The sequence below is a fragment of the Clostridiales bacterium genome, assembly GCA_030016385.1.
Taxonomy (GTDB): domain Bacteria; phylum Bacillota; class Clostridia; order Clostridiales; family Oxobacteraceae; genus JASEJN01.
The window spans coordinates 13,361-39,670 of record JASEJN010000002.1 but is presented as its reverse complement, the minus strand read 5'-3'; the positions used below and the strand labels follow the sequence as shown (position 1 = coordinate 39,670).

Genomic DNA, 26,310 nt, shown 5'->3' with positions numbered 1-26,310 from the left:
AAAACCTGTGATACGACATTTAAGGGATTAAGTTATTGCGTAATTATAGTCCGGTTAACTTAGTCCCGTTTTATTTACTGTATGCGGCACAAGAAGGTGAAATAATGAAAGATATGATCACAGCAAATGACCTTACATTTATCTATAAAAAAGAGGATGGGAGACAGGATGAAGCTGCATTAAAGGATATAAACATCAATATAAAAAAAGGCGAATTTGTTGCTGTTATCGGGCCCAATGGTTCAGGTAAGTCGACATTTGCCAAACACATAAATGCACTTTTGATTCCCACATCCGGTAAAGTTGTTGTAGGAGGATTTGACACCCATAATGAAAAAGATTTATGGAATATAAGGCAGTCGGCAGGGATGGTCTTTCAGAATCCGGACAATCAGATAGTTGCAACAATAGTAGAGGAGGATGCGGCATTCGGGCCGGAGAATTTGGGGATACCGCCTCAGGAAATAAGGGAAAGGGTGGATCAGTCTTTAAAAGCAGTGGGCATGGAGGAATATAAAAATCGTGCTCCGCATTTACTCTCAGGTGGACAAAAGCAAAGAGTTGCGATTGCGGGAGTCCTTGCCATGAAGCCGCAATGCATAGTACTTGATGAACCTACGGCAATGCTTGATCCATCGGGGCGAAGAGAAGTAATCGATACGATTAAAAAACTAAATAAAGATGAAGGAATAACGATAGTTTTAATTACTCACTATATGGAAGAGGCAGTTGACGCTGACAGGGTAATCGTTATGGAGAATGGAAAGATAGCTTTATCAGGTACTCCGAAAGAGGTATTCCAAAGAGTAGATGATTTAAAAAGGATTGGTCTGGACGTGCCTCAGATGACAGAACTTGCATTTGAGCTGAGAAAAGAAGGAATAAATGTTGCACCTGATACACTCACAATAGATGAAATGGTGGTGCAGTTATGTCAATAAGAACGGAAAATTTAAACTACATTTATATGAAAGGCACTCCATTTGAGTCGAAAGCATTGGACAATGTATCGGTAAACATTGAAGATGGTGAATTCATAGGGATAATAGGGCACACAGGTTCAGGGAAGTCCACGCTTATCCAGCATTTTGACGGATTGTTAAAGCCGGAGTCGGGCAGTGTATTTATAGATGATGTCGATATAACTAAAAAGGGAGTCAACCTAAAAGCTGTAAGGCAAAAAGTTGGACTTGTCTTTCAGTATCCGGAGTATCAGCTATTTGAAGAAACAATATATAAAGATGTCGCTTTCGGGCCGAAAAATCTGGGCCTGAGTGATGAGATGATCGACAATAAAGTAAGAAAAGCTTTAAAAATGGTTGGATTAGATTACAAAGAAAGCCTGGTAAAATCTCCATTTGATTTAAGCGGCGGGCAGAGAAGAAGAGTCGCAATAGCAGGGGTACTTGCAATGGATCCCGAGACATTAATACTTGATGAGCCTACAGCCGGGCTTGATCCAAGAGGCAGGGATTCAATACTGAATGAAATAAAAATGCTGCATGATAAATATAAAAAGACTGTTATACTGGTTTCACACAGCATGGAAGATATCGCAAAACTGGTCGACAGGATCATCGTCATGAACAAAGGAAAATGTATATTAACGGGCACTCCAAGGGAGGTATTTAAAGAGTCCAAAATGCTCATTAAAATTGGACTTGGCATACCCCAGGTGACATTATTGATGAAAAGACTGAGAGAGAAGGGTATTAATGTCAGTGATGATGTGTTGACTGTAGAAGAAGCAAAAAGAGAGATAATCAAATATTTAAGGGGTAGAAAAGATGATTAAGGATATAACAATAGGACAGTTTTTACCCGGGGAATCGATTGTCCATAAATTAGATCCCAGGATTAAAATAACAGTTACATTTATATTTATTGTATCGCTCTTTATCGTCAATAATTTTATAGGTTATATTCCCGGTTTGCTGTTTATAATCATATCGATTATAATATCAAAAATACCGATTAAATTCATCTTTAAAGGATTAAAACCGATTTTTGTGATAATTGTAATTACAGCACTAATAAATATATTTTTAACTACAGGTACAGTTATTTATAAGATAGGTCCATTGACGATTACGAAAGAAGGCATCCATCTTGCCGGATTTATGGTATTAAGGCTGGTATTCCTTATTACGGGGACTTCCCTTTTGACGCTCACGACATCGCCTATATCCCTTACGGATGGTATTGAACATTTGCTCAATCCATTAAAAAAAATGGGGGTACCTGCTCATGAGCTTGCCATGATGATGACCATTGCCTTAAGGTTTATACCGACATTGCTGGATGAAACAGATAAAATCATGAAAGCTCAGATGGCAAGAGGGGCTGACTTTGAATCCGGCAATATCATAAAAAGGGCTAAAAATCTCGTACCGCTTCTTGTACCCCTTTTTATAAGTTCATTTAGAAGAGCGGATGACCTTGCAATGGCTATGGAAGCAAGGTGTTACAGAGGCGGAGAGAACAGGACGCGGATGAAACAGCTAAAAATACAGCGAAGGGATATAATCGCAATGGGCTTTATATGTTTGGTTACTGCTGTTTCAATATATAGCAGATTTATAAAATAAGTTAGTGATAGAAAGTCGCATATTTTATATTTGAAGAATATTATTTCAATCGCTAAGCTGATAGGTTAAAGAGTCTATAGTATATTTTTACAGGTGCGATATTTATGAGAAATATTAAAATCATAATTGAATATGACGGCACAGAGTACTGCGGATGGCAGGTGCAGAAAAATGGTATGTCAATACAACAAGTATTGCAGAAAGCCATTGAAGATACGGTAAATCATAAGATCAGTTTAACAGGTGCAAGCAGGACTGATGCTGGTGTTCACGCGAAAGGCATGGTTGCAAACTTTTTCACGAATTCAAAAATACCATGCGGCAAGTTTCCGATGGCTATAAACAGCAGATTGCCCGATGATATTGTTGTTACAGGTGCAGAGGAAGCCGGTGAGAACTTTCACAGCAGGTATTCGAACAAGGGTAAGAGATACAGTTACTATATATTGAACAGGAGGATCCCTTCTGCAATATATAGAAGGTATACCACCCATGTTCCCGTGCTTTTAGACGTTGAAAAGATGAAAAAGGCTGCTGGGTATTTCCTGGGAACACATGATTTTTCAGCATTTAAATCATCCGGAAGCAGCATAAAAAATAATATAAGGACAGTAAAATCCATAAGCATAACAAAAACCGGTGATATTATAAAACTGGAAATTGAAGCAGACGGTTTCTTGTATAATATGGTGAGAATAATAGCAGGTACATTGATAGATGTCGGCAAGGGCAAAATAGGACCGGATGATATAGACGGCATAATAAAGAGCCGCGACAGGAATAGAGCGGGTAAAACCGCACCACCGCAGGGATTATACCTTGACTGTGTTTATTACTGATATATAGAACTTGAATTCAGCAAATGAAGTGTTTAAAACATGACAAGTTCATATTGAAAACCGAAAGATTGCGTTATATTCCTTGACACGTCAGGGTACTTGTATTAAAATTATAAATAGTGCAAAAAAGACCCACTAGCCCCGGGCCTTGAGATAGATATTGTTCTTATTAATACAGGAGGTAGAAAAATGAAGACAACATATTTAGCAAAGCCTGAAGATGTCGATAGAAAATGGTATGTTGTGGATGCAGAGGGAAAGACCCTTGGAAGATTGGCATCTCAGGTTGCTAGCATACTTAGAGGAAAAAATAAACCGATATATACACCTAACATTGATACAGGTGATTTTGTCATAATAGTAAATGCAAAAAAGATCGTTCTGACAGGTAAAAAACTGGACCAGAAGATGTATAGGCATCATTCTTTATATCCCGGTGGATTAAAAGAAACTCCCTATAGAAGACTGCTGGCTCAAAAGCCTGAATTTGCCGTTTATGAGGCAGTAAGAGGAATGCTTCCAAAAGGATCCTTGGGAAAGCAAATGATTACAAAATTAAGAGTATATGCAGGACCTGAACATGAAAATCAAGCACAGAAACCAGAAGTTCTTGATTTAGGTGCAGGTAAGTAATTGAGGCGAAGGGAGGACAAATAATGGCAAAAGTACAATATACAGGAACAGGCAGAAGGAAAAAGTCGATTGCAAGAGTAAGGTTGTTGCCCGGCGAAGGTAACATAACAATAAATAAAAGGGGAATTGACCAGTATTTCGGTCTTGATACATTAAGAATGGTAGTAAGACAGCCATTAGCTCTTACAGGTACTTTAGATAAATTCGATGTTTATGCAAGCGTACATGGCGGTGGTTTTACAGGTCAGGCAGGTGCACTGAGGCATGGCATTGCAAGAGCACTTTTAAAGGCTGATGAAGATTTGAGAAATGAACTTAAAAAAGCCGGTTTTCTCACAAGAGACCCGAGGATGAAAGAAAGAAAGAAATATGGTTTAAAGAAAGCAAGAAGAGCACCACAATTTTCCAAAAGATAAAAAAGAGCTGTTGCTCTTTTTTTTTATCATAAATTAGCTTATCCCTTGCATAAATTTTTTAATAGCATGAAATAATGAGAGGGATAATTTTGAGTATTTTAGCAAAGAAGATAGCATTTTTGATAATGGCTGTGTTTATCATTGTCGCATTGAACAGTATTTACAGCAGGGTAAAGGGCAGTTTCAGCATCCCTGTAAATAATAAAGTGGTAATCATAGACGCAGGACATGGCGGAAGGGATTCGGGCGCCTCCGGCAAAAACGGCACAAAGGAAAAAGATATAAACCTTGAGATCGCAAAAAGACTAAAAAAATATATAGAGGAGGGCGGAGGAGTCGCAATAATGATAAGAGAGGAAGATAACGGACTTTATTCTGTCGATAGCCCGAATAAAAAAAAGGAAGATATGAAGAACAGAAAGCAGATAATAAATGACAGCAATGCGGATATGCTTGTAAGCATACATCTAAACAGTTTTCCGCAATCTCAATATTATGGAGCACAGGTATTTTACTTTTATAATTCAAAAATAAGCCAGCATCTTGCAAAGATAATGCAGCAAGAACTGAAGCGCGTTTTAAACAGGAATAATGACAGAATAGAGAAGAGCACAAAGGAGTATTTTATACTGAAGGATAATAATATACCTTCCGTCCTTGTAGAATGTGGTTTTCTATCAAACGATGAGGAGGAAAAACTCCTCTCTTTGCCAGAATATCAGGAAAAAATTGCCTGGAGCATGTATATAGGAATTATAAGATTCTTTACGGAGCCAAAACCTGAATTAAGCATGTGATGAGCGAAGCGAATAATGTACACCCGTGCGGCAGGGGGTGTACTTATTTATTTTTTTGTAGTAAAATCAAGCTGATTAAATATAATAAAATGTCAATAATATATAATAAAACTTCAATTCGTAATTCGCTATTTTATTATAAATAACACGCTCTGCATTGTGAACCTTTAGGTTCAGCGAATCGAAGGTTAAAAAGAAAATGAGAGGTGGTTTTATGGGCAAGTTATTGAAAACCTATTTAATGCCGCACCCGCCAATCATGGTGCATGAGGTGGGAAGAGGCGAAGAAGGGGAAATTATTTCGACTGTGAATTCCGCCGGGAAAGTCGCAGAAGAAATAGGAAAGTTAAGGCCGGATGTTATAATAATTTTAGTCCCTCCACACGGGCCTTCATTTTATGATGCTATGTCGATAAATACTGGAGAATATATAAAAGGTAATCTTGGAAGATTCGGAGCATATAACCTGAGATATGATTATAAAATCGATTCCGATATCGTTTCAAAAATAATTGGAAAATCTGCGGAAAATCATATACCCACTGCTTCAGTAGACGAAGATACTCCCAAAAGATACAGAATACCCTATGAACTTGATCATGGTTCGATGGTTCCCTTATACTTTGTCAATCAAAAATACAGAAATTATAAGCTTGTTCATATAACATATGGGCTGCTGTCAAATGAGGAACTATATGAATTCGGCAGAATCGTGCGGGAAGCAGTAGAGGAATGCGGCGAAAACGCGGTATATATCGCAAGCGGTGATCTTTCACATAGATTAACGCATGATGCGCCGGCAGGATTTTCACCCAGGGGACATGAGTTTGACGAAAAAATTGTTGAATACTTGAGGCAAATGGATGTAGACGCTATTATGAATATGGATGCGGATCTTACAGAATCTGCCGGTGAATGCGGTTACCGTTCCATAATAACTGCAATGGGTACTCTTGATGGATATGATGTAAAAAGCCACGTTTATTCATATGAAGGTCCTTTCGGAGTAGGCTACTGTATCGCAGGATTTGATATGTTAAACCGGGATGACAAGAACAGAAAAGTCGATGATTATTTTAAATTAAAGAAAGAAAGAGTTAGAAAAATAAGAGAGAAGGAGGATGAATATGTCAGTCTTGCAAGGCAAAGCCTCGAGCACTACATAAGAGAAGGAAAAGTTATGGATATACCTGACAGTTTACCTCCAGAAATGACGAGAAATAGGTCTGGAGTATTTGTGTCCCTTAAAAAGAATGGTCAGCTTAGAGGTTGTATTGGAACAATAGAAGGAGTGCGATCGAATATTGCCGAGGAAATAATCAGAAATGCGATATCCGCCGGTACCCAGGATCCAAGATTCTACCCTGTAGAAGAAGAGGAACTGGATCAGATTATATATTCCGTTGATATACTTAAAAAATCAATGCCTGTAAGATCAAAAGATGAGTTGGATGTAAAAAAATATGGCATTATCGTAAGGTGCGGCAGAAGATCGGGATTACTGCTTCCAAACATCGAAGGCGTAGACACGGTTGATGACCAGATAAGCATAGCTCTCCAAAAGGGGAGAATAGATGAAGAAGAAAACTATTCAATGGAAAAATTTGAAGTTACAAGGCATCGGTAGGTGATATATATGAAAGAGGCAGCATACTATGAAAAACTGGAAAATAATAGAGTGCAATGCAAGCTTTGCCCTCATAATTGCAGGGTAGAGGATGGATCTAAGGGCGCATGTTCCGTAAGGATGAATATGGGAGGCAAATTATTCACATTAAACTATAATAGAATTGCCGCCATCGCGATGGATCCCATAGAAAAAAAGCCCTTGTATCATTTTTATCCGGGTTCTAAAATACTTTCTGTCGGTACTGTCGGTTGCAATCTTAAATGCAGCTTTTGTCAGAACTTCGAAATATCCCAGGAAAATGCACAAACTCAGTTTATAACATCGGAAAAATTAGTTGACCTGGCTGCAAGTGAAAAAGGTAATATAGGCATCGCATATACTTATAATGAACCTTCAATATGGTATGAATTTGTGCTTGAGACTGCAAAGTCAGCAAAAAAAAAGGGATTAAAAAACGTTCTCGTTACAAACGGGTTTATAAACGAGGATCCTTTAAATGAGCTTTTGCCGTATATAGATGCTGTGAACATAGATGTAAAGGGATTTACAGAAAAATATTATAAGGACATATGCAAAGGCCTTCTTGAGCCTGTGAAAAGGACGGTCGAAATTGCAGCAAAAAAATGCCATGTTGAAATAACGACGCTTGTCGTAACGAATTTAAACGATGACATAGAAGAAATAGGCAGGATAGCAAGCTGGATTTCGGGCATAGACAGAAATATACCTCTCCATCTTTCAAGATATTTTCCGAATTATAAGCTTTCAAATGCTCCGACTTCAGAGAATACGCTTATCAAGGCTAAAGAGGAATCAAAGAAGTACCTTAACTATGTATATGTTGGGAACTTATGGGGGTATGATAATTCCACTTATTGCCCTAACTGCAAAAAGACTGTGATAAAAAGGGATCTGACCGTAAGCATGGATGGCATCGAAAATGGAAGATGCAAATATTGTGGCAGGGAAATACCGTTGGTATATGATAAAAATCTTTGACTTTTCAAACCGATGTTTGTAATATGAATTTAGTATGGACAATATGACTATGCTATTTTGAACACTCATCCGTTGTTCGAAATAGCATAGTCTATATTACAAACTGGAAATTTGATGAATTAAGAAAAATAAAATGGTTTGCATATTTTGATTATAATAGTATAATTATCTTAGATGATGTATTTTGTTGCTTTGAAAAGATATATTTTAATAAAACAACAAAACTTACATTTAACCACACAAAATTAGGAGGGATAGCATGTTAGAATCTATACATAAGTATTGCAAGGTGGGTCTTATACATTTTATGGCGTATCCATCTGTTATGAAAGGTGAAGGCCCGATAGAGGAGACATTCAGAAAGATAGCTCTTGATGACTATTTTGATGCTGTTGAGATTAGCTGGATAAAGGACAGTAATGTAAGAAAAAATGTTAAAAAGATGGCTGAAGTTTCGCACATTGCTGTTGCTTACGGTGGGCAGCCGAGGTTACTCACGACCGGACTTAATATAAATGATTTGAGTGATGACGGAAGATATAAGGCGCTTTCCACATTAAAGGAAGGGATCGACGAAGCTTATGAAATAGGTGCATCGGGTTTTGGTTTTTTAAGCGGTAAATATGAGGAAGGCAGAAAAGAAGAGGCATATAAAGCCCTTGTAGATTCTGTTAAAAAGCTTTGTAAATATGCTAAAAGTAAGGGCAATCTCAGGGTAACTCTTGAGGTATTTGACTACGATGTAGATAAAAGATCATTAATAGGACCTGTTGATCTTGCAAAAAGATTCGCTGAGGAAATAAGAGAAGAATATGATAACTTCGGGCTTTTAGTTGATTTAAGCCACATACCGATGCTCCATGAAACAATAGAGCAGGCATTGCTTCCCATAAGGGATTATATAGTGCAGGCGCATATGGGAAATTGTGTTGTAAAGGATAAGGGACTGCCCGGATATGGTGATTCACATCCAAGGTTCGGATTCCCTGGAGGAGAAAACGATGTCGACGAACTTACGGAGTATTTGAAAGTCTTAAAATATATCGGATTCTTTGACCAGGAGAAGAGGCCGATATTCAGCTTTGAGGTAAAACCTTTCGGCGATGAAGATCCTGATTTGGTTATAGCGAATGCAAAAAGAGTATTGAACCTTGCGTGGGCGAGGTTATAAAAGGGAGGCACAATATATGAAGATAGTAGTTCTTGACGGGTATACTTTAAACCCCGGAGACCTTTCATGGAAAGGGCTTGAAAAGCTTGGGGACTTGACCGTATATGACCGTACAAATGTGGAGAAAGATGGCAAGGATATATTATTTAAAAGGGCCGGGGATGCTGAAATAGTGTTTGTCAACAAAACACCTTTAACAAGGGCCGACTTAAAGAAAATGCCTAAATTGAAATATATAGGAGTACTTGCAACAGGATATAATATCGTGGATGTTGAAGCGGCAAAGGAACTGGGGATTGTTGTTACAAACATACCCACATATGGAACAACGGCGGTTGCACAGATGACATTTGCTCTGCTCCTCGAAATGTGCCATCATGTATGGATGCACAGCGAAGCTGTAAAGAATGGTGATTGGACAAACAGCGAGGACTTCTGCTTCTGGAATTATCCGCTAATAGAGCTTGCAGGAAAGACTATGGGTATTATTGGCTTCGGAAGAATCGGCCAAGCTGTAGGAAGGATTGCACAGGCTTTTGGGATGAAAGTTATTGCAAATGACATGCATATAAGAAAAGAGCTGGAATCCGATACACTGAAGTATGCCAATCTCGATGAGCTTTTTACAAATTCGGACGTTATAAGCCTTCATGCACCGCTTTTTGAAAGCACAAAGGGTATAATAAACAAAAATACTATTTCGAAGATGAAAGATGGAGTAATGATAATCAATACATCGAGGGGTCCTCTTATAGTTGATGAAGATCTTGCGGAGGCTTTAAAGAGCAAAAAGGTTGCAGGAGCTGCTTTGGATGTTATGTCAAAGGAACCTCCAAAAATGGATAATCCTCTGCTGCATGCGCCAAACTGCATTATAACACCGCATATTGCATGGGCCCCCAAGGAATCAAGAATTCGTTTGATGAATATCGCTGTGGATAATCTGCAAAAGTTTTTATCAGGAACTCCTGTGAATGTTGTAAATAGATAATAATTTCAAAGTCATATTGGTGTATTTTTTATATTTGAAGAATATTATTTCAATCGCTAAGCTCACAGTCTTTAGAGTCTGTAAACTTGTTCAGGGCAGAATCAAAACTCGTTACGCTCAAACATGATTCTGCTTATCCTGAACATGCGTTAACAGACTCTAAAGACTTTCCGCTAATTGCTCTTTCCATAATATTCTTCAAATAATCTATATATACTTATTTCAAAGTGTAAAATGAATGACCTCATAAAATATATTTTACTGGAAAATAATTGTAACAAATATAATGTATCTGTAATATACTGTAATGTAATTATAAATTTTCAGGAGGACATTTAATGCTGACCGGCTATAATCCATATATGTCGTATTACCCGTGTTCTTACTGTCCATATAATACGCAGGCACAAGCAGAACTGCCGGCTGAAAGTGATAATATCGAAGCATCGGATAATACGGAAGATGATGAGGCGATGTTCAGACAGCCTCCATTTGGTCCAGGGCCATTCTACGGACCGTATTTCGGCCCAAGGCCGCCATATTTCGGTCCGAGACCGCCGTTTTTTGGTCCAAGACCGTTTTTCCCACCGGGACCTGTCCCATTTCCAGTTGGAAGGCCATTTTTTGGATTGCCTTTTCTAACGGGGCTGGCGCTTGGTGGATTGTTGTTTTAAAAAAAGCCCGAGAGGGCTTTTTTTATTGCATATGTTGAATCGTAACACCATGATAGTATGTTTTTAATATCTTATCAAATGTATATCCTTTGGATGAAAGGTATCCTGCCCCGTACTGGCTCATTCCGACACCGTGTCCGAACCCTCCTCCATAAATGTTTATATTGCTTATCGACCCTTCTGAATCTTTTATAATATCAAAAACCATAAAGGCTGAAGGAAGGAGGGAGTTATTGATCAAATCACCGGATTTTATCCTTTTTATTGCTATATCTCTGCCGGAACCCGTATCGGATTTTCTCGGGCGTATTACATATCTTACATTAAGCTCTTTTAAAACTTTGTAAGTCCCCCTGCTCCCCTTTATAATAAGTTCCATTATATTGCCGCCTCCTCCGCGCTTTGAGACAGTGATATCCATCAAATCCCCAAGGGGTTTTTCAGGTATAGGTATGCTTTTGAATTCATTGCCGGATAGTGTAAGTATATAATCCTTTTGGTCTTCATATATTAAAGGCAGATTTTTTTCTATTGTATTCTTGAGTTCGTCCTTTGTGAAATTTACTTTCCACCTGAAATATGGTGAATTCAAATCATAACTTTTTAAGGACCAGTCCTTAAAAAATTTAAGAGCGTCGGCTTCTTTTGAAAGATCATATTTTTGATTGCTAAGCAAAAAACTCTGGACTGCAAGATATGGCACTTTGGTACCTGGAAATTTCCCGTTGGATGACCAGATCTCATCTGCACTGGCACTGTAGCCGTGGGAAGTGGAATAATATTTTGCATCCACCAGATTCCCATCGTATGTCATAACAATCCCCTTTGTATCATCGACTGCTTTATCTGTAATGCTGGAGCCCCTGTTATTATTGTAAACCTGGCTCAATGTGCTGTCATCCACATGAAAACCCATATCTGCATATCTTCCGCTTAAAAGGTCTGAAATCGCATATGTCCTTGCTGCTACAGCCTGTGCCTTGAGGGCCTCAAGCCCGAATGAGGAAGGCATTTCGCTTGGTATGACTCTATGCAGATAGTCTTCGATATCCACTTCGTTGATAAGCTGCAGCTTACCTCCTGTCCGGGTTACTTCAAATACACCTTTATAGTCCGGATATCCATAGCTTCTTTTATATGACAGGACTTTTATTCTATTACCATTCACTGATGAAACATATACTCTGTTTTTAAATACAATATTATTTGTCCCATCGGAAACAGCGATACCGTTTCCCTCAGGCGAAATGTCTATTCTCGAATCGGCATCCGCAATAAAGACTTTTTTTGCCTTTTTATCTTCTACTTTGACCCCATCGTCTGAAATGAATGACAGCTTACCATGCATAAAGGATTGAAAATTATCACTTTTGAGGCCGACCCTAATGTGGTCCACCTGCATAGTACCTTCGATTATTATTGTTCTTGCATTATTTCTTTTATCTTTATATACGCTTATATTGCCTGAACCGACGATGATCGATGAAGTGGATGCATTTGAAAAATTACCTCCTGATATTTTATATACATTTAAATTATTTGAGTAGCCGATATCTCCTGAAAATTCCAGCTCAATTTTATCCTTGTGTCTTGACATTACCTTCTCATTTACGGGTTTGACAGCAGATAGGAGTTCAACAATAGTATCGTTTCTGTACTTAAAATTCACTACCCTGTCCCTTATGTTTATAGACTTGTCCTTTGATTTTAGATTTACAACCTTTTTATCCATGAGAAACTTGTAGTTATACGTTTGGCTCTCTTCCGTCTTGGCTATGAGCACAGCCTGATCTGCATACTTAACAAATATCACGTTTTCTTTATATAAAACAAATAATACCAAGAGCAAAAGAAGAAAGGTTATCATAGAATATTTACCTTTTTTAAATCTCAATAATATCACATTCCTTCAAATAATAAAATTTACCGGCTGTAAATCTGGCGCATCAAAATTAATGCATGCCTGGCATAAACAAAATCCACTTATATATAATAATACCATATTTTACATATTGTATTTTTTATAATATTTTATTCATATAATAGGATATTATAACAGAAAAATTAAACTGTGCCTGGGTAATACAGGTACATCAAAGTTATTTGAAGAATATTGTGGAAAGAACATTGGAAAAATAAGATATAAAAAGAGGCTGTCTCAAAATAAATTTTATATACAATATATCGACTTTACAAATTAAGCCACTCAATATTTTGTATTATTTTTTTATTCCGAGGCAGTCTCTTGAAATAAAAATCCATATGCAGAATTTTTTACTTTTTAAATTCGATTTCGATTGTTTTGTCATCGGTTCCGCTGGTTTTCTGTATTACGATTTCCAGCATGCCATTTTCATAAACAGCTTTTATGTTATTTTCATCGACACTGCATGGCAGATCAATAAATCTGTTGAATGCTCCATACAGACATTCGCTTTTTAAGGTTTTGCCAGGCCTGTTACGCTGGTATTTGTCCTTTGATATTCCTCTGATATTCAGTCTGTTCCCGGTAACCGAAATCAATACATCCTGGGGATTTAAAATACCCGGCGCTTCGGCAATCAAGGTTATGGTGGAGCCATCGTCATACATATCGATCCTTGGACGTTCCGTCGTTACTACATCGTAGAACCCATTCCAGAGCTCTTCGCCCATAACCTCTGAAACGATTCTTTTTATATAACTTAGATCGACGCTTTTGCTGCTTTTTGCTGAGCTCATTTAAACCCCTTCAATTGAGAATAATGCTGATATTTATAGTATATTAAACTATGTTATATTTTGTTCCATATTTTCATTCAGTTTATTATCTCCGGTACTTTTTATATTGATGAAGAGCAAAAGCGATATTAAGAAAAATACCATGCCATATACGAACATATATTTATATCCGATTAAATCGATGACAGCTCCAAGCAGGGGGGGAGATATTATGGCAGCAACAGATGATGAGAAATAATAAAAGCCCGTGTATGTTCCGGTCTGCCCTTTCGGAGCCATATCAGTCACATACGGATATGAGTTTATGTTTATGAATGCCCAGAAGAGTCCGCATAACAGGAACAGCGCCCTTATAACCGTCAGATTTCTCAAGAATACTATTACTGCAAAGCTTGCTATTAGTCCCACAAGCCCAATCGTTATAGTCTTTTTTTTGCCTATTTTTGTTCCGATAATGCCGGCAGGTATAGCAAATATCAAAAATGAAACCGATATAAATAAAAATGATGTCGTGGCAGCGCTTGTTTGCACTTTAAGGAAGTTTATGCCATAAAGGGTAAAAAGAGCTTCGATGCCTGAAAAGGCTATAAACCATGTGCAGATGGCTGCAAGCAGGAAAATAGTATTTTTATTTTTTCCGACGGAGATGAAGTTCCGTATAAAACTGCCTCTGTTTTCATTTTTTTCATACTCGATTACATCTCTTTTTTCGTTTATATATTTTAACAGGACTATAAAAGATATGAGCATCAATAATGCTGCAAGATAAAAAGGATATTTCTGGTTTATATTCCAGAGCTTCGAACCAGCATAATATGCTATAACAGCGCCGATGCCTCCCATAAAATTGATTATGCTGTTTGCCTTGCTTCTGTTTTCCTTATATGTTATATCGGGCATCAGAGCGATTACAGGTGAGCGGTATATACTCATCGAAAGATTCATAAGTACAAGGCAGGTTATGAGCATTATAAAGCTGCTGTAATTGGCAAGCAGTATTACGAGTATAATTGAAATGGGCATACCTACCATTATAAATGGCATCCTTTTGCCATACCTTGTATTTATCTTGTCGCTCATAATTCCGACGGAGGGCTGTATAAACATGGCAAAATAATTGTCTATCGTCATTATAAAGCCTATAATTGTCGCACTGCTTATGAAATTGCTGAGTATCTTGGGCATGAACGCATTATAAACGGACCACAATATGCTTATGGCAAAAAAACCGAATCCCAGCAAAAATGTTTTACTATATTTAATCTTATGCATTTTTATTCACCAGTATTTTTCTCAGCCTGTCGGGATAATTTGTTATAATGCCGTCGACACCGAGCTTTATAAAATATTTCATATATTTCTCATCATTTACGGTATAAACATTTATCAGTATTCCTGCCGCCTTAACCCCTCCTATTACTTCTTCCCTCATGGCGTACAGTACCGGATGTATGGCATCAGCGCCAACATATCTGCAGTATATTTCAGGCTTGTAAAGCCCATCGGCATAAAGAAGTCCGGTTTTTATTTCCCTGGATATTTTTTTGCATTCCACCATTGAATAATGGTTGAAGCTTGACAGTATCACATTGTTTTCCATACCATATTTGTATATGGTATTTATTATCTTCTCTTCGATCCCTTCATACATGACGATTCCTGTCTTTATCTCGTAATTTATTTTGATATTTTTTTCTTTTGCAAATTCCAGAAGATCCTCGAATGCGGGAATCCTGCATCCGGAAAATTTTTCTGATTTCCAAGAACCTGCATCCAGTTTCAAAAGCTCATCATAAGTATAATCGCCTACATGGCCGGTTCCGTTTGTAGTTCTGTCCACTTTTTCATCATGTATGAGCACGAGAACGCCGTCTTTTGTCATCTGAACATCTGTTTCAATGCCATCGCATCCGTCTTCTACGGCTTTTTCGAAAGAAAGCATCGTATTTTCCGGATAATACCCGCTTGATCCCCTGTGGGCATAATTTATAACCATAATATTCACCTTTCCTTATTTAATTATTTGGTAGGAAATGCTGTAATCGCTGTAATATATCAATCCATTAAATATATTCTATAAAACAGATAAAATTCCTTTATAAAATTTGTGTTATATTTGTGTTATATTCAGCAACCGATTTTATATTGCGAATCATTCTTATTTAAGTATATTTTCTATATTTTAAAAAAACTGTTATAATATATTTAAAATGTTATGCATTTTCAGGGGTATATATATTATTTGAAGAATATTATGGAAAGAGCAATTAGCGATTGAAATAATATTCTTCAAATATAAAATATGTGCCCCACATTTTCTGTTTCATTCGGGGGGATATTTGTGGAAGGGCGGTTTGAAAAGGATATTTTCAAGGACAGCTTTAAATTCAGGCTGTTTATAAATAACGGAAGCTGCGGCGTTCAGCCTCACTGGCATAAAGAAATTGAAATAATCTATATAACGCAGGGCGGTGTCAATGTAGGAATAAGCAGAAAAATATTTCATCTTAACAAGGGAGATATACTTTTAATCGGCAGTGCAGATGCCCATTATTTTCTACCTGCAAAAAATGACGATCAGAGAGTTGTGATACAGTTTGATTTATCGATATTCGATGATGTATTCGGGAATACCGACGAGATAAAAAGCATAAAATCGGTCTTTGCCAAAACGCAAAAAATTAGCAGCCAGTGGAATAATAATGTAAAAGTTGCTTTTGAAAGGTATATAAATGAACTTATCGGTGAAAATGCCAGGAAAGAGAGGGGATATATGCTTGCGATAAAAGCAAGGCTGATAGATATTGCCGTTTTGCTGCTAAGGTATGTCCCGCAGGATAATTATGAACCGGAAGAGGTGGACAGCCATAAGAAAAGCATCAAAAGGCTCGAAAATGTTTTTGAGTACATATCGAATAATTATGCAAACCCGATTACTCTCTATGAGATATCAAAAGTTGCCGGGTTTAGCATATATCACTTCTCAAGATTTTTCAAAAACAATACTGATATAACATTCCACAAATATCTGAACAGTTTCAGGATAACAAAAGCCGAATGGTTTCTCATGAACAGTGACGACAGCATTACCCAGATAGCATATAAGACAGGTTTTTTAAGCATCAAAACATTCAACAAGGTTTTTAAAGATATGAAAGGGTGTTCGCCGACTCAATATAGAAAAGAGCAAAATATTAGAAGTAGTTAGCAATAAGAGTGAAGAATTATTATATTTCTTCCTATATAATAGTGACGAATAGAAGAGAATAATATAAATAAGGCAAAAAATTAGCACAAAAATTGCTAAAATGTTTGGAGGGTTAAACTTATGGGAAATGAAAGAGTTCTAAAAATCGGAATCATCGGTTGTGGCGGTATCGCAAACGGAAAGCACATGCCTTCGCTTTCGAAGCTTCCATATGTAAAGATGGTGGCATTTTGCGATCTTATAGAGGAGAGGGCCGTTGAAGCCGCAAAAAAGTACGGCACAAGTGATGCCAAAGTATATACCGATTATAAAGAACTTCTAAAAGATCCGAATATCGAGGTTGTCCATGTTTGTACGCCGAATAGGTCACATTCTATGATAACTGTGGATGCTTTAGAGGCCGGAAAGCATGTTATGTGTGAAAAACCAATGGCAAAGGATGTAAAAGGTGCCGAAGCGATGGTTGAGGCAGCCAAACGTACCGGTAAAAAACTGACAATAGGATATCAGAACCGTTTCAGGGCAGATTCCCAGTATTTATATAATGTATGCAGGCGTGGAGACCTTGGAGAAATATATTTTGCCAAAGCCCATGCTATAAGGAGACGCGCGGTACCTACATGGGGAGTTTTCCTGAATGAATATGAGCAAGGCGGAGGGCCACTTATAGATATAGGAACTCATGCGCTTGACTTGACACTATGGATGATGAACAACTATGAAGTAAAGAGCGTAATGGGAAATGTTTATTATAAATTCAAAGGCAGAACAAGCGAGGCAAATGCATGGGGCCCTTGGGATGTAAATAAATATACTGTTGAAGATTCGGCATTTGGATTTATCACGATGAAGAATGGAGCTACCATTATACTTGAATCCAGTTGGGCTCTTAATACCCTTGAAGTCGGAGAAGCCAGGACGTCTTTGTGCGGAACTCTTGGCGGAGCCGATATGCAAAACGGACTTCGCATCAATGGAGAAGATATGGGCAAGCTATATGTGAAAACCCCGGCATTGGATGCTAGCGGAGTCGATTTTTATGATGGTTCACGTGAAGATCCGAGTCTTAAAGAAGCAAGACTATGGACACAATCTATTTTGAACGACACTGAACCTGTTACAAAACCGGAACAGGCATTTGTAGTAAGCAAGATACTTGAAGCTATTTATACATCAGGCAAGACAGGGAAACCTGTATATTTTGATTAATAAAAGGAGTGTGTGCTCATGAATATCAACTTAGCAGTGCAGCTCTATTCGGTTAGAGATGAGGCTAACCGTGACTTTGTAGGTACCCTTGAAAAGGTAGCAAAGATAGGGTATAAGGGCGTTGAGTTTGCAGGCTACGGTGGCCTTACGGCATCCCAGATGAAAAAACATCTGGACAGGCTTGGGCTTAGGGTGGCAGGAAGCCATGTGGGAATAGACGATCTTTTCAATAATCTTGACGATGTAATAAAATACAATATTGAAATAGGGAATAAATATATCGTATGTCCCTATGCTTCATTTAAAAGCAAGCAGGATATTATAGATCTTGCACAAAAGCTTAACAGGATAGGGAAAAAGTGCAAAGAAAACGGCCTTCAGTTATGCTATCATAATCATAACCACGAATTTAATGTTTATGACGGGGAAACAGGCCTGGATATAATATATAAAGAAACCGATCCTGATCTTGTGAAGGCTGAATTTGATGTTTACTGGATAAAATATGCCGGCGTCGATCCTGTTTCTTACATTCATAAACATAAGGATGTATGTGAACTTATACATCTTAAGGATATGGCAAAAGAAGACAAGTTTTATACCGAGATTGGCAATGGGATAATAGACTTCGGCCCGATAATCAAGGAATCTTTAAATAACGGGGCAAAGTGGTTTGTCGTAGAGCAGGATGAATGCAGGAGGCCACCTCTTGAGAGCATCAAAATAAGCTATGACAATATTAAAAAAATGCATGATTTGAAATAATATAGAAAGGGTGATAACAATGTATTTGGGTTTTTTAACAGTATGTTTGGGGAATATGCCTCTTAAGGAGAAAGCAAAATGGGCATCTGAAAACGGCTTTAAATCCCTTGAAGTTGCATGTTGGCCAAAATTGAACAACAGGGATTATTCCAGCAGCGATCTGGATGTCGATGGCCTTACGCCTGAAAAGGCTGAAGAAATAAAGGAATATTTTAAAGAGTATGGACTTAAGATTTCATCTCTTGCTTATTATGATAACAATTTAAGCAGTGATCCTGAGAAGAGGAAATTTATAAACAACCACACAAAAAAATGTATCGATGCTGCAAAACTTTTAGGTGTCGATATGGTAGGTACATTTATAGGCAGGAATGAAAAGAAAAACCTTAAAGAGAATTTTGATGAGTTTGAAAAAGTTTTCGGGGATCTTGTATCATATGGAGAAAGCAAGAATGTAAAGATCATAATTGAAAATTGCCCTATGGAAGGCTGGCAGGTCGAAGGTTTGCCTGGGACGATATCATTTACTCCAGAGCTTTTTGATGAAATGTTCAGGAGGATACCAAGCAAATATTTCGGACTGAACTACGATCCGTCACATCTTGTATGGCAGTTTATAGACTATATCGATGTTATTCCTAAATACATCGACAGGATATTCCATGTACATGCAAAGGACACTGAGATATTTGAAGATAATTTTAAGAAGTACGGAGTATTCAATAAACAGCTTAGAACAACTCCCGGAACTGGATACTGGAGATACCGCATGCCTGGCTTAGGGCAGATAAACTGGGGAAAATTTGTAAAAACACTAAAAGAGAATGGCTATGATGGAGTAATAAGCACAGAGCATGAGGATCCGGTGTATGAGGGAAGCGTAGATAAGGTTAAGGAAGGCTTAATACTCGGAAGGAAGCATCTTGAGCAGTTTATATAATATATAAAGCTTAATAAAAGGCTCTGCCTCTGAAATAATATATTTCAAAGGCAGAGCCCGTAAAATTACCGGAGGTATAAAGAATGACTTTGAACTTGGGTATCTTAGGATACGGCGGAATGGGTACATGGCACAGAAACAACGCCTGCCATGTTGAGGGCGTTAATGTAGCTGCAGCTTATGATATCGATCCTGATAGAGTGGATGCGGCGAAAAAATCCGGCCTTCATGGATATAATACTCTCGAGAGCTTTTTAAAAGCTGACGAGATAAACACTGTTTTGGTTTCAACGCCAAACTATGTGCATAAAGAGCTTGCTATAGCGGCAGCAAACGCCGGCAAGAACGTAATTGTTGAAAAGCCTGCGGCGCTATCGGTTGCTGAATTTGACGAGATGGTAGCCGCTGCAAAGGAAAATCATGTTGTTTTTACAGCCCATCAGAATAGAAGATGGGATAAAGATTATTATACTGCAAGGAAAGTATTCAGGGATAACATGCTCGGGGATGTATTTACGATCGAGTCCAGGCTTCACGGCTCAGGCGGCCTGATTCACGGATGGCGTGCTAAAAAGGAATACGGCGGTGGAATGGTCTACGATTGGGGCGTTCATTTCTTGGACCAGATATTATACATGGTGCCTAACAAAGTTAAAACAGTATATGCAAAATTATACAGCGTAATAAATCCGGAAGTGGATGACTATTTCAAGATAATACTCACATTTGATAACGGGATGTCGGCGCAGATAGAGCTTGGCACATTCTGTCTGAAGAGTCTGCCAAGGTGGTTTATGTGCGGCAATCGCGGCACGATGGTTATCGATAACTTCGAGTGCGAAGGCAGCATTACAAGAGTAAAGAAACTGGCTGAAAAAGTAGCTCCCGTTATAGTTCAGACTAAAGCGGGCCCCACACGCACATTTGCTCCTCAGCCTCCTGAGACAAAAGAAACCATCGCTCTTCCCAAAGTGGATGTGAAATGGGAGGACTTTTACAGGAATGTTTCAAATGTAATTGATGGAAAAGAAGAGCTGATTGTAAAACCATCGGAAGTGAGAAGGGTGCTTTCGCTTATGGAAGTTGTATTTAAATCACACAGGCTCGGCAAGTCCATTTATACGGATATATAATAAAAAGGGATTCCATTTTTAGACGGTTAGCAGAAAAGCCTGGACAGTCACACGAAAAAAGTGTTGTTTGTCCAGGCTTTTGCTTTTGAAATTAAGTTGAATGCTTCGGCAGCGGCTGATTTTTTATACCCTATTTAATCTTATCTACTATTTTTTCAAAGCTCTCGATTAATGAACCTGTCCTTTTTTCGACTTCATCCCTGTTTTTCCCGTTGACAGAGTAATAAATTTTTATCTTTGGCTCTGTTCCGGAAGGTCTTATGCTTATAATTGAGTTTTTGTCGGTTATAAGCTGCAGCACATTTGCCTTCGGAAGATTATCGAATCCATTTATATAGTCCTTTACGTTTACAATGTTCTCAGTATCGACATTAACAGGCGGATTTGACCTCAAGTTTTCCATTATCCTCAGGATATGGTCATTTCCCTCTGCTCCCTTTAATATTATGGACTTTAATTTTTCAACATAATATCCATACTTTTTATAAATATTTGAAAGGGCCTGGTATAAAGTCGTACCCTTGTCCTTGTAATATGCGCCCATTTCGCTTACAAGCGTCGAAGCGATAACAGCGTCCTTGTCCCTTACAAATGTTCCCGCCAGGTATCCATAACTTTCTTCATATCCTAAAATGAATGTATGCTTTAAAGTCTGTTCAAACTCCTTTATTTTTTCGCCAATATATTTAAAACCGGTAAGCGTGTCTATCGTATCGATGCCATATGATGCGGCTATTTTTCTTCCCAGTTCTGAAGTTACGATGGTTTTTACGATAACCCCGTTTTTTGTAAGCTTGCCCTTTTCCTTTAGCTGGGATAAAATATATTCTGTCAATAATGCGCCTACCTGATTGCCTGTAAGAGTTACATATTCTTTATCGTTGTTTAATACGCATATGCCCAACCTGTCGCAATCGGGATCCGTTCCGAGTATCAGATCCGGTTTTATATCATGTGCCATTTTTAGCGCTATTTCAAAGGCGCTGTGCTCTTCAGGATTTGGAGATTTTACCGTGGAAAAATCAGGATCAGGCATCTCCTGTTCCTTTACAACATATACATTTTCAAAACCAGCAAGCGAAAGGGATTTCCTGACGGGTTTGTTCCCCGTACCGTGCAGAGGCGTATATATTATTTTAAAATCCTTGCTGTGTTTCTTTATTATTTCTTTATTTAGCAAAAGAGAATTGACATCGCTTAAGTACATATTGTCGATCTCCGTCCCTATTATTGAAAACAGGCCGTTTTGAATCGCAGTATCCAAGTTCTTATAAAGTATATGGCTAAAATCCGATACATTATTTATTTCTGCCTGTATTTCATTGGCGGCGTCAAGGGAAACCTGCGCGCCATCTTCCCAGTATACCTTATAGCCGTTATATTCAGGAGGGTTATGGCTTGCAGTAATAACAACACCGGCTATAGCGCTTAGTTTCCTTACGGCATAGGAAAGTTCCGGAGTGGGTCTTAAATCATCGAACACATATGCTTTGATCCCGTTGCCTGCAAAAACGCTTGCAGCTTCCATAGCAAATTCCCTGGATTTGTGCCTTGAATCGTACGCTATGGCGACTCCCCTGAGTTTTGCGCTTTCACCGAACCTCTTGATATAGTTTGAGATGCCCTGGGAAGCTCTCCTTACAACATATATATTCATCCTGTTGGTACCGGGACCTATGATTCCTCTGAGGCCTCCCGTGCCAAATTCAAGGTCTTTATAAAACATGTCCTCAATTATTTTTTTATCGGTAACCTCTCTTATCTTCTGCTTTGTACCGTCATCTATGTACGGACTATTAAGCCAGAGATTGTACCTATCCATGAAATCCATATAAAAACGCTCCTTTAAAATCAATTAGAGTACACTCGACAGATGCATTTAAAAAGGGTGTTGCTCCATTTGTCCACCATTATTATATCAATAAATATTATATATTATAAATTGTTTTTAGCAAATAAAAATGATAGAAAAACTTCGGTTCTTAATATAAAAAATATGTACCAGGACAGAAATTTTTAAAATATAATGAAATATTTTGACAAGAGGTATACAATGGAAATTGTCCTATTTTTATAGGAGCAGTATCATGAGGAAAATTATGCACAGAATATAAACAGAATGAAAAATAGGGGGACAAAAAAAATGGACTGCAAAAGGACGATTGTCGTGGCTTTAGGAGGAAATGCCATACTACAGCCCGGGCAAAAGGGGACTGACATAGAGCAGATTAAAAATGTAAATAAAACCTGCATACAAATTGCTGAAATGATAAAGATGGGATGCAATATAATAGTAACCCATGGGAACGGTCCGCAGGTTGGGAATATACTCGTACAGAATAGCACGGGTGCCTGTAATGTACCTGCTATGCCGCTTGACATATGCGGTGCTGAAAGCCAGGGACTTATAGGTTATATGATACAGCAGCAGCTCAAAAATGTATTGAACGGCATGGGCATTGAAAGGCATGTTGTTACCTTGGTTACACAGGTGGTTGTGGATAAAAATGATCCCGCCTTCAAGAATCCGACAAAGCCCGTTGGACCGTTTTACCCGGAGGAGTATGCAAAAAAAGCTGAAAAGGAAAAAGGTGAAAAATGGGTTGAAGACGCAGGAAGAGGTTTCAGAAGAGTTGTCCCGTCACCTAAACCTGTAAAGATCGTGGAACTTGATGCTATATTAAGCCTGATAAATAGTGGATGTATAGTGATTGCAAATGGAGGCGGCGGAATACCTGTGGTAGAAGAGAAAGGAACATATAAGGGCGTGGAAGCCGTCGTCGACAAAGATTTCAGCGGGGAATTGCTTGCTTTAAATTTGGATGCCGATACATTGATAATACTTACGGATGTTCCCAAAGTATACGTAAATTTTAAAAAGGACAATCAGAGGGCCCTTGATACTGTTAGCATCGAAGAAATAAAAAAGTACCAATCTGAAGGACAGTTCAAAGCAGGAAGCATGGGACCGAAAGTCGAGGCATGCAGGAGGTTTATTGAAAAAGGCGGCAGAAATGCGATAATCACATCTCTCGATACAGCCGTCAAGGCGCTTGAAGGTATGGCCGGAACGCATATTGTAAAGTAAAATCGATTAAAATTACAGACTATAAAGCCCTTTAGCAATGCTCTTTTGATAATATTCTTCAAATAATCCCGATATGCCCGAGTCAAAAGATGGTTTGAATTCTATTGTTTTATTAGTATAATATAGATAGTAAATCTATTTTTGGGAGGGATTATGTTATGTCTAAAATAAATTTTACAGAAACTGTATTAAGAGATGCTAACCAGTCATTAATCGCAACAAGGCTTCCTTTGTCAAAAATGCTCCCTGTTCTTGATAAGATAGATCAAGCAGGATATTACTCTGTAGAGGCCTGGGGCGGTGCGACTTTTGATTCTTGCCTCAGGTTTCTGGATGAGGACCCATGGGTCAGACTCAGGACTATAAAAAAGCATATAAAGAATACGAAGATACAGATGCTTTTAAGAGGCCAAAATATCCTCGGTTATAAGCATTATCCTGATGATGTCGTTAGAAAATTTGTGACAAAAGCAGTTGAAAATGGTGTGGATATAATAAGGATTTTTGATGCGTTAAATGACGCGGAAAATCTCGAAACTGCCATGAAAGCCACAAAAGAGGCAGGCGCTCATGCACAGGGTACTATATCATATACAGTAAGCCCGGTGCATAATGTTGAACATTTTATAAAATATGCACAGGTTTTGAAGGAAATGGGTGCGGATTCCATATGCATAAAAGATATGTCCGGTTTGCTTCTGCCTCATGTATGCTATGAGCTGGTAAAAGCCCTTAAAGAATCCGTTGGGCTTCCTGTATACCTGCACTCGCACTGCACCACAGGTGTTGCGCAGATGAGCTACTATGAAGCCATGAGGGCAGGAGTCGATGGAATCGATACAGCCATTGCACCATTTTCGACAGGGACCAGTCAACCTACTACAGAGTCTTTGTATTATGCTGCTGTTGATATGGGACGTGAAACAGGACTAAATATTGATGTTATAAATGATATAAGCGATTACTTCAAGGATGTAAGGCAGGAATATTTAAAATCCGGTCTGCTGGATCCAAAGGTATTAACCGTCGATACGAGGGCATTGAAATATCAGGTGCCGGGCGGCATGCTTTCAAATCTGATTTCACAGTTGAAACAGCAGAATGCTTTAAACAGGCTTACTGAAGTGTTGCAGGAGATACCGAATGTAAGGAAAGATTTGGGTTATCCGCCGCTTGTAACGCCGACAAGCCAGATTGTAGGAACTCAGTCGGTGCTGAATGTTATAACAGGCAAAAGATATAAAATGGTTTTGAAAGAAGTAAAAGCATACTTAAGGGGAGAATACGGAAAAGCACCTGGAGTTATAAATGAAGAATTGAGAAACAAGGTATTGAATGGAGAAAAACCTTACGCAGGCAGGTATGCAGATACGCTAAAACCTGCATTTGAAAATGCGAAGAAGGAGCTTGGAAAGCTTGCAGAGTGCGATGAGGATGTACTGTCATACTTGATGTTCCCGCAGGTTGCAAAACCTTTCCTTGAAAAGAGAAGAGAAAAGTTTCTTGAGTCTGTTTATAAAAAAGTAGATGTAGCAGAGGTATAAAAGTCTATTTGCCTTATATTATTAAAGAGAACTGTTCTGCATAACGAACTTGATATTTTGCTGTGTGGCAGTTCTCTTTAACTTAACTCTATTTTGTGTACAGGAGGAAATATAAAATGGTAAAGTACGGATGCTGCTTATCCTTGTATTCCTTTGGACCGCGGCCTTCGGGCGGAAGCGCTGATATAAAACAAGCAGCCATGTGTTTTAAAGACGGGGTCTTGAAACTTTTAGGAAATGGTTTTGATTATATCGAACTTAATACAGGTTCCATCGTAAATATCAGTGAAGATGATTATGCCATTGTCTCTGAAGCCATAAGAGCATGCGGTATAAAAGTTCCGACTTTTAATTGCTTTATACCGTCCACATTAAAACTGGTGGGGGATAATGTGGATTATGGAGAAATTGAAAAATACATAGAGAAAGCTATGGAGCGGATTAAAGGCGTCGGAGGGAAGTGCATTGTTTTCGGGAGCGGAGCTTCCAGGAAAGTGCCGGATAATTTTTCTATGGAAAAAGCAGAAGAGCAAATTATTGTATTTTTGAACATTTGTGAAAAATATGGATCCTATAATGGGCTTACTGTAGCAATAGAACCCCTAAACCGAATGGAAACAAACATGATAAATACGGTGAGTGAGGCTTTCAGGATATCTGAAAAGGTTGATTTGCCGCATGTCGGCGTGCTTGCCGATTCATACCATATGTATATGGAAAATGAAAATACGGAAATACTTAAAAAAGTTAAAGAAAAAATATTTCATATCCATATATCCGATAAAAACAGATCATATCCGGGAAAAATTTCAGATGGAATGGATTTTAAAAAACTTTTCGGCATTTTGAAAGAAATAAATTATGACAAAACAATATCCCTTGAATGCGGTTTCGACGATATAGAAAAGGAAAGCCTGCTTTCAATAAAATATATAAAGAATTTGTGGAAAATAGCATAAGCACA

The 26,310-nt window shown here is 38.2% G+C and carries 25 protein-coding genes; 20 read left to right on the top strand and 5 right to left on the bottom strand.

The window, feature by feature from the left end:
* Nucleotides 1-104 precede the first annotated feature (104 nt).
* The 12 genes from QME45_00710 (at nt 105) to QME45_00655 (ending at nt 10,738) form a co-directional block, all read left to right on the top strand.
* Entirely contained in the window at nt 105-941 is an 837-nt protein-coding gene (locus QME45_00710; GenBank protein ID MDI6617180.1) for an energy-coupling factor transporter ATPase, read from the top strand.
* Nucleotides 932-1,795: an energy-coupling factor transporter ATPase gene (locus tag QME45_00705; protein MDI6617179.1), complete on the top strand. Its 864-nt coding sequence runs from the start codon at nt 932-934 to the stop codon at nt 1,793-1,795. Before QME45_00710 ends, QME45_00705 begins: the two co-directional genes overlap by 10 nt.
* On the top strand, nt 1,788-2,588 hold the full coding sequence (locus QME45_00700) for an energy-coupling factor transporter transmembrane component T (GenBank protein MDI6617178.1): 801 nt from the start codon (nt 1,788-1,790) through the stop codon (nt 2,586-2,588). The genes QME45_00705 and QME45_00700 overlap by 8 nt, the downstream gene beginning before the upstream one ends.
* A gap of 104 nt (nt 2,589-2,692) precedes the next feature.
* Nucleotides 2,693-3,427 carry a tRNA pseudouridine(38-40) synthase TruA gene (gene truA / locus QME45_00695; protein MDI6617177.1) on the top strand — a complete coding sequence of 245 codons (735 nt, stop codon included), beginning with the start codon at nt 2,693-2,695 and terminating at the stop codon, nt 3,425-3,427.
* Nucleotides 3,428-3,616: 189 nt separating this feature from the next.
* Complete coding sequence (gene rplM, locus QME45_00690; protein ID MDI6617176.1) at nt 3,617-4,060, top strand: 50S ribosomal protein L13; 444 nt, start codon at nt 3,617-3,619, stop codon at nt 4,058-4,060.
* Nucleotides 4,061-4,083: 23 nt separating this feature from the next.
* A complete protein-coding gene (rpsI, locus tag QME45_00685; GenBank protein MDI6617175.1) occupies nt 4,084-4,476 on the top strand; it encodes a 30S ribosomal protein S9 in 393 nt (130 codons plus the stop codon).
* Nucleotides 4,477-4,565: 89 nt separating this feature from the next.
* Entirely contained in the window at nt 4,566-5,273 is a 708-nt protein-coding gene (gene cwlD / locus QME45_00680) for an N-acetylmuramoyl-L-alanine amidase CwlD (GenBank protein MDI6617174.1), read from the top strand.
* Between the two features lie 214 nt (nt 5,274-5,487).
* Entirely contained in the window at nt 5,488-6,900 is a 1,413-nt protein-coding gene (gene amrA / locus QME45_00675) for an AmmeMemoRadiSam system protein A (protein MDI6617173.1), read from the top strand.
* 9 nt (nt 6,901-6,909) lie between these two features.
* Nucleotides 6,910-7,902: an AmmeMemoRadiSam system radical SAM enzyme gene (amrS, locus tag QME45_00670; GenBank protein MDI6617172.1), complete on the top strand. Its 993-nt coding sequence runs from the start codon at nt 6,910-6,912 to the stop codon at nt 7,900-7,902.
* 259 nt (nt 7,903-8,161) lie between these two features.
* A complete protein-coding gene (locus QME45_00665) occupies nt 8,162-9,073 on the top strand; it encodes a TIM barrel protein (protein ID MDI6617171.1) in 912 nt (303 codons plus the stop codon).
* A gap of 16 nt (nt 9,074-9,089) precedes the next feature.
* Nucleotides 9,090-10,064, top strand: a complete 975-nt coding sequence (locus tag QME45_00660) for a D-2-hydroxyacid dehydrogenase (protein ID MDI6617170.1) — start codon at nt 9,090-9,092, stop codon at nt 10,062-10,064.
* A 338-nt stretch (nt 10,065-10,402) separates the two neighbouring features.
* Entirely contained in the window at nt 10,403-10,738 is a 336-nt protein-coding gene (locus tag QME45_00655; protein MDI6617169.1) for a hypothetical protein, read from the top strand.
* Between the two features lie 22 nt (nt 10,739-10,760).
* Here QME45_00655 and QME45_00650 read toward each other — a convergent pair whose 3' ends face one another.
* From QME45_00650 to QME45_00635, 4 genes are all read right to left on the bottom strand, one after another.
* Entirely contained in the window at nt 10,761-12,605 is a 1,845-nt protein-coding gene (locus tag QME45_00650; protein ID MDI6617168.1) for a SpoIID/LytB domain-containing protein, read from the bottom strand.
* 407 nt (nt 12,606-13,012) lie between these two features.
* The gene (locus QME45_00645; protein ID MDI6617167.1) at nt 13,013-13,459 is read right to left on the bottom strand and encodes an Hsp20/alpha crystallin family protein; all 447 of its coding nucleotides are present in this window, start codon (nt 13,457-13,459) and stop codon (nt 13,013-13,015) included.
* Between the two features lie 48 nt (nt 13,460-13,507).
* Complete coding sequence (locus tag QME45_00640; GenBank protein ID MDI6617166.1) at nt 13,508-14,731, bottom strand: SLC45 family MFS transporter; 1,224 nt, start codon at nt 14,729-14,731, stop codon at nt 13,508-13,510.
* On the bottom strand, nt 14,724-15,455 hold the full coding sequence (locus QME45_00635) for a glycerophosphodiester phosphodiesterase (GenBank protein ID MDI6617165.1): 732 nt from the start codon (nt 15,453-15,455) through the stop codon (nt 14,724-14,726). The genes QME45_00640 and QME45_00635 overlap by 8 nt, the downstream gene beginning before the upstream one ends.
* A 345-nt stretch (nt 15,456-15,800) precedes the next feature.
* Here QME45_00635 and QME45_00630 point away from each other — a divergent pair, with 345 nt between their 5' ends.
* From QME45_00630 to QME45_00610, 5 genes are all read left to right on the top strand, one after another.
* A complete protein-coding gene (locus QME45_00630; protein ID MDI6617164.1) occupies nt 15,801-16,667 on the top strand; it encodes an AraC family transcriptional regulator in 867 nt (288 codons plus the stop codon).
* Nucleotides 16,668-16,787: 120 nt separating this feature from the next.
* On the top strand, nt 16,788-17,876 hold the full coding sequence (locus tag QME45_00625; protein ID MDI6617163.1) for a Gfo/Idh/MocA family oxidoreductase: 1,089 nt from the start codon (nt 16,788-16,790) through the stop codon (nt 17,874-17,876).
* 18 nt (nt 17,877-17,894) lie between these two features.
* Nucleotides 17,895-18,641, top strand: a complete 747-nt coding sequence (locus QME45_00620) for a sugar phosphate isomerase/epimerase (GenBank protein MDI6617162.1) — start codon at nt 17,895-17,897, stop codon at nt 18,639-18,641.
* Between the two features lie 19 nt (nt 18,642-18,660).
* Nucleotides 18,661-19,581: a sugar phosphate isomerase/epimerase gene (locus QME45_00615; GenBank protein MDI6617161.1), complete on the top strand. Its 921-nt coding sequence runs from the start codon at nt 18,661-18,663 to the stop codon at nt 19,579-19,581.
* A gap of 83 nt (nt 19,582-19,664) precedes the next feature.
* Complete coding sequence (locus QME45_00610; protein ID MDI6617160.1) at nt 19,665-20,714, top strand: Gfo/Idh/MocA family oxidoreductase; 1,050 nt, start codon at nt 19,665-19,667, stop codon at nt 20,712-20,714.
* 130 nt (nt 20,715-20,844) lie between these two features.
* Here QME45_00610 and QME45_00605 read toward each other — a convergent pair whose 3' ends face one another.
* Nucleotides 20,845-22,545, bottom strand: a complete 1,701-nt coding sequence (locus QME45_00605; protein MDI6617159.1) for a phospho-sugar mutase — start codon at nt 22,543-22,545, stop codon at nt 20,845-20,847.
* Nucleotides 22,546-22,857: 312 nt separating this feature from the next.
* Between QME45_00605 and arcC the strand changes: the two genes are divergently transcribed.
* From arcC to QME45_00590, 3 genes are all read left to right on the top strand, one after another.
* Nucleotides 22,858-23,802 (top strand): carbamate kinase, encoded by a 945-nt coding sequence (arcC, locus tag QME45_00600; GenBank protein MDI6617158.1) that lies wholly within the window; start codon nt 22,858-22,860, stop codon nt 23,800-23,802.
* A 158-nt stretch (nt 23,803-23,960) separates the two neighbouring features.
* On the top strand, nt 23,961-25,346 hold the full coding sequence (locus tag QME45_00595) for an oxaloacetate decarboxylase subunit alpha (protein ID MDI6617157.1): 1,386 nt from the start codon (nt 23,961-23,963) through the stop codon (nt 25,344-25,346).
* A gap of 116 nt (nt 25,347-25,462) precedes the next feature.
* On the top strand, nt 25,463-26,305 hold the full coding sequence (locus QME45_00590; protein ID MDI6617156.1) for a sugar phosphate isomerase/epimerase family protein: 843 nt from the start codon (nt 25,463-25,465) through the stop codon (nt 26,303-26,305).
* The last annotated feature ends 5 nt before the right edge of the window (nt 26,306-26,310 follow it).

Bases quoted from the DNA above. Each gene is read 5' to 3' on its own strand.
- QME45_00645 (MDI6617167.1), bottom strand. From the start codon at position 13,459: ATGAGCTCAGCAAAAAGCAGCAAAAGCGTCGATCTAAGTTATATAAAA.
- QME45_00610 (MDI6617160.1), top strand. From the start codon at position 19,665: ATGACTTTGAACTTGGGTATCTTAGGATACGGCGGAATGGGTACATGG.
- arcC (MDI6617158.1), top strand. From the start codon at position 22,858: ATGGACTGCAAAAGGACGATTGTCGTGGCTTTAGGAGGAAATGCCATA.
- QME45_00640 (MDI6617166.1), bottom strand. From the start codon at position 14,731: ATGCATAAGATTAAATATAGTAAAACATTTTTGCTGGGATTCGGTTTT.
- rplM (MDI6617176.1), top strand. From the start codon at position 3,617: ATGAAGACAACATATTTAGCAAAGCCTGAAGATGTCGATAGAAAATGG.
- amrA (MDI6617173.1), top strand. From the start codon at position 5,488: ATGGGCAAGTTATTGAAAACCTATTTAATGCCGCACCCGCCAATCATG.
- QME45_00655 (MDI6617169.1), top strand. From the start codon at position 10,403: ATGCTGACCGGCTATAATCCATATATGTCGTATTACCCGTGTTCTTAC.
- QME45_00590 (MDI6617156.1), top strand. From the start codon at position 25,463: ATGGTAAAGTACGGATGCTGCTTATCCTTGTATTCCTTTGGACCGCGG.
- QME45_00705 (MDI6617179.1), top strand. From the start codon at position 932: ATGTCAATAAGAACGGAAAATTTAAACTACATTTATATGAAAGGCACT.
- QME45_00620 (MDI6617162.1), top strand. From the start codon at position 17,895: ATGAATATCAACTTAGCAGTGCAGCTCTATTCGGTTAGAGATGAGGCT.
- QME45_00605 (MDI6617159.1), bottom strand. From the start codon at position 22,545: ATGGATTTCATGGATAGGTACAATCTCTGGCTTAATAGTCCGTACATA.
- QME45_00660 (MDI6617170.1), top strand. From the start codon at position 9,090: ATGAAGATAGTAGTTCTTGACGGGTATACTTTAAACCCCGGAGACCTT.
- QME45_00650 (MDI6617168.1), bottom strand. From the start codon at position 12,605: ATGATAACCTTTCTTCTTTTGCTCTTGGTATTATTTGTTTTATATAAA.
- QME45_00615 (MDI6617161.1), top strand. From the start codon at position 18,661: ATGTATTTGGGTTTTTTAACAGTATGTTTGGGGAATATGCCTCTTAAG.
- truA (MDI6617177.1), top strand. From the start codon at position 2,693: ATGAGAAATATTAAAATCATAATTGAATATGACGGCACAGAGTACTGC.
- QME45_00595 (MDI6617157.1), top strand. From the start codon at position 23,961: ATGTCTAAAATAAATTTTACAGAAACTGTATTAAGAGATGCTAACCAG.
- QME45_00665 (MDI6617171.1), top strand. From the start codon at position 8,162: ATGTTAGAATCTATACATAAGTATTGCAAGGTGGGTCTTATACATTTT.
- amrS (MDI6617172.1), top strand. From the start codon at position 6,910: ATGAAAGAGGCAGCATACTATGAAAAACTGGAAAATAATAGAGTGCAA.
- rpsI (MDI6617175.1), top strand. From the start codon at position 4,084: ATGGCAAAAGTACAATATACAGGAACAGGCAGAAGGAAAAAGTCGATT.
- QME45_00700 (MDI6617178.1), top strand. From the start codon at position 1,788: ATGATTAAGGATATAACAATAGGACAGTTTTTACCCGGGGAATCGATT.
- QME45_00635 (MDI6617165.1), bottom strand. From the start codon at position 15,455: ATGGTTATAAATTATGCCCACAGGGGATCAAGCGGGTATTATCCGGAA.
- QME45_00625 (MDI6617163.1), top strand. From the start codon at position 16,788: ATGGGAAATGAAAGAGTTCTAAAAATCGGAATCATCGGTTGTGGCGGT.
- QME45_00710 (MDI6617180.1), top strand. From the start codon at position 105: ATGAAAGATATGATCACAGCAAATGACCTTACATTTATCTATAAAAAA.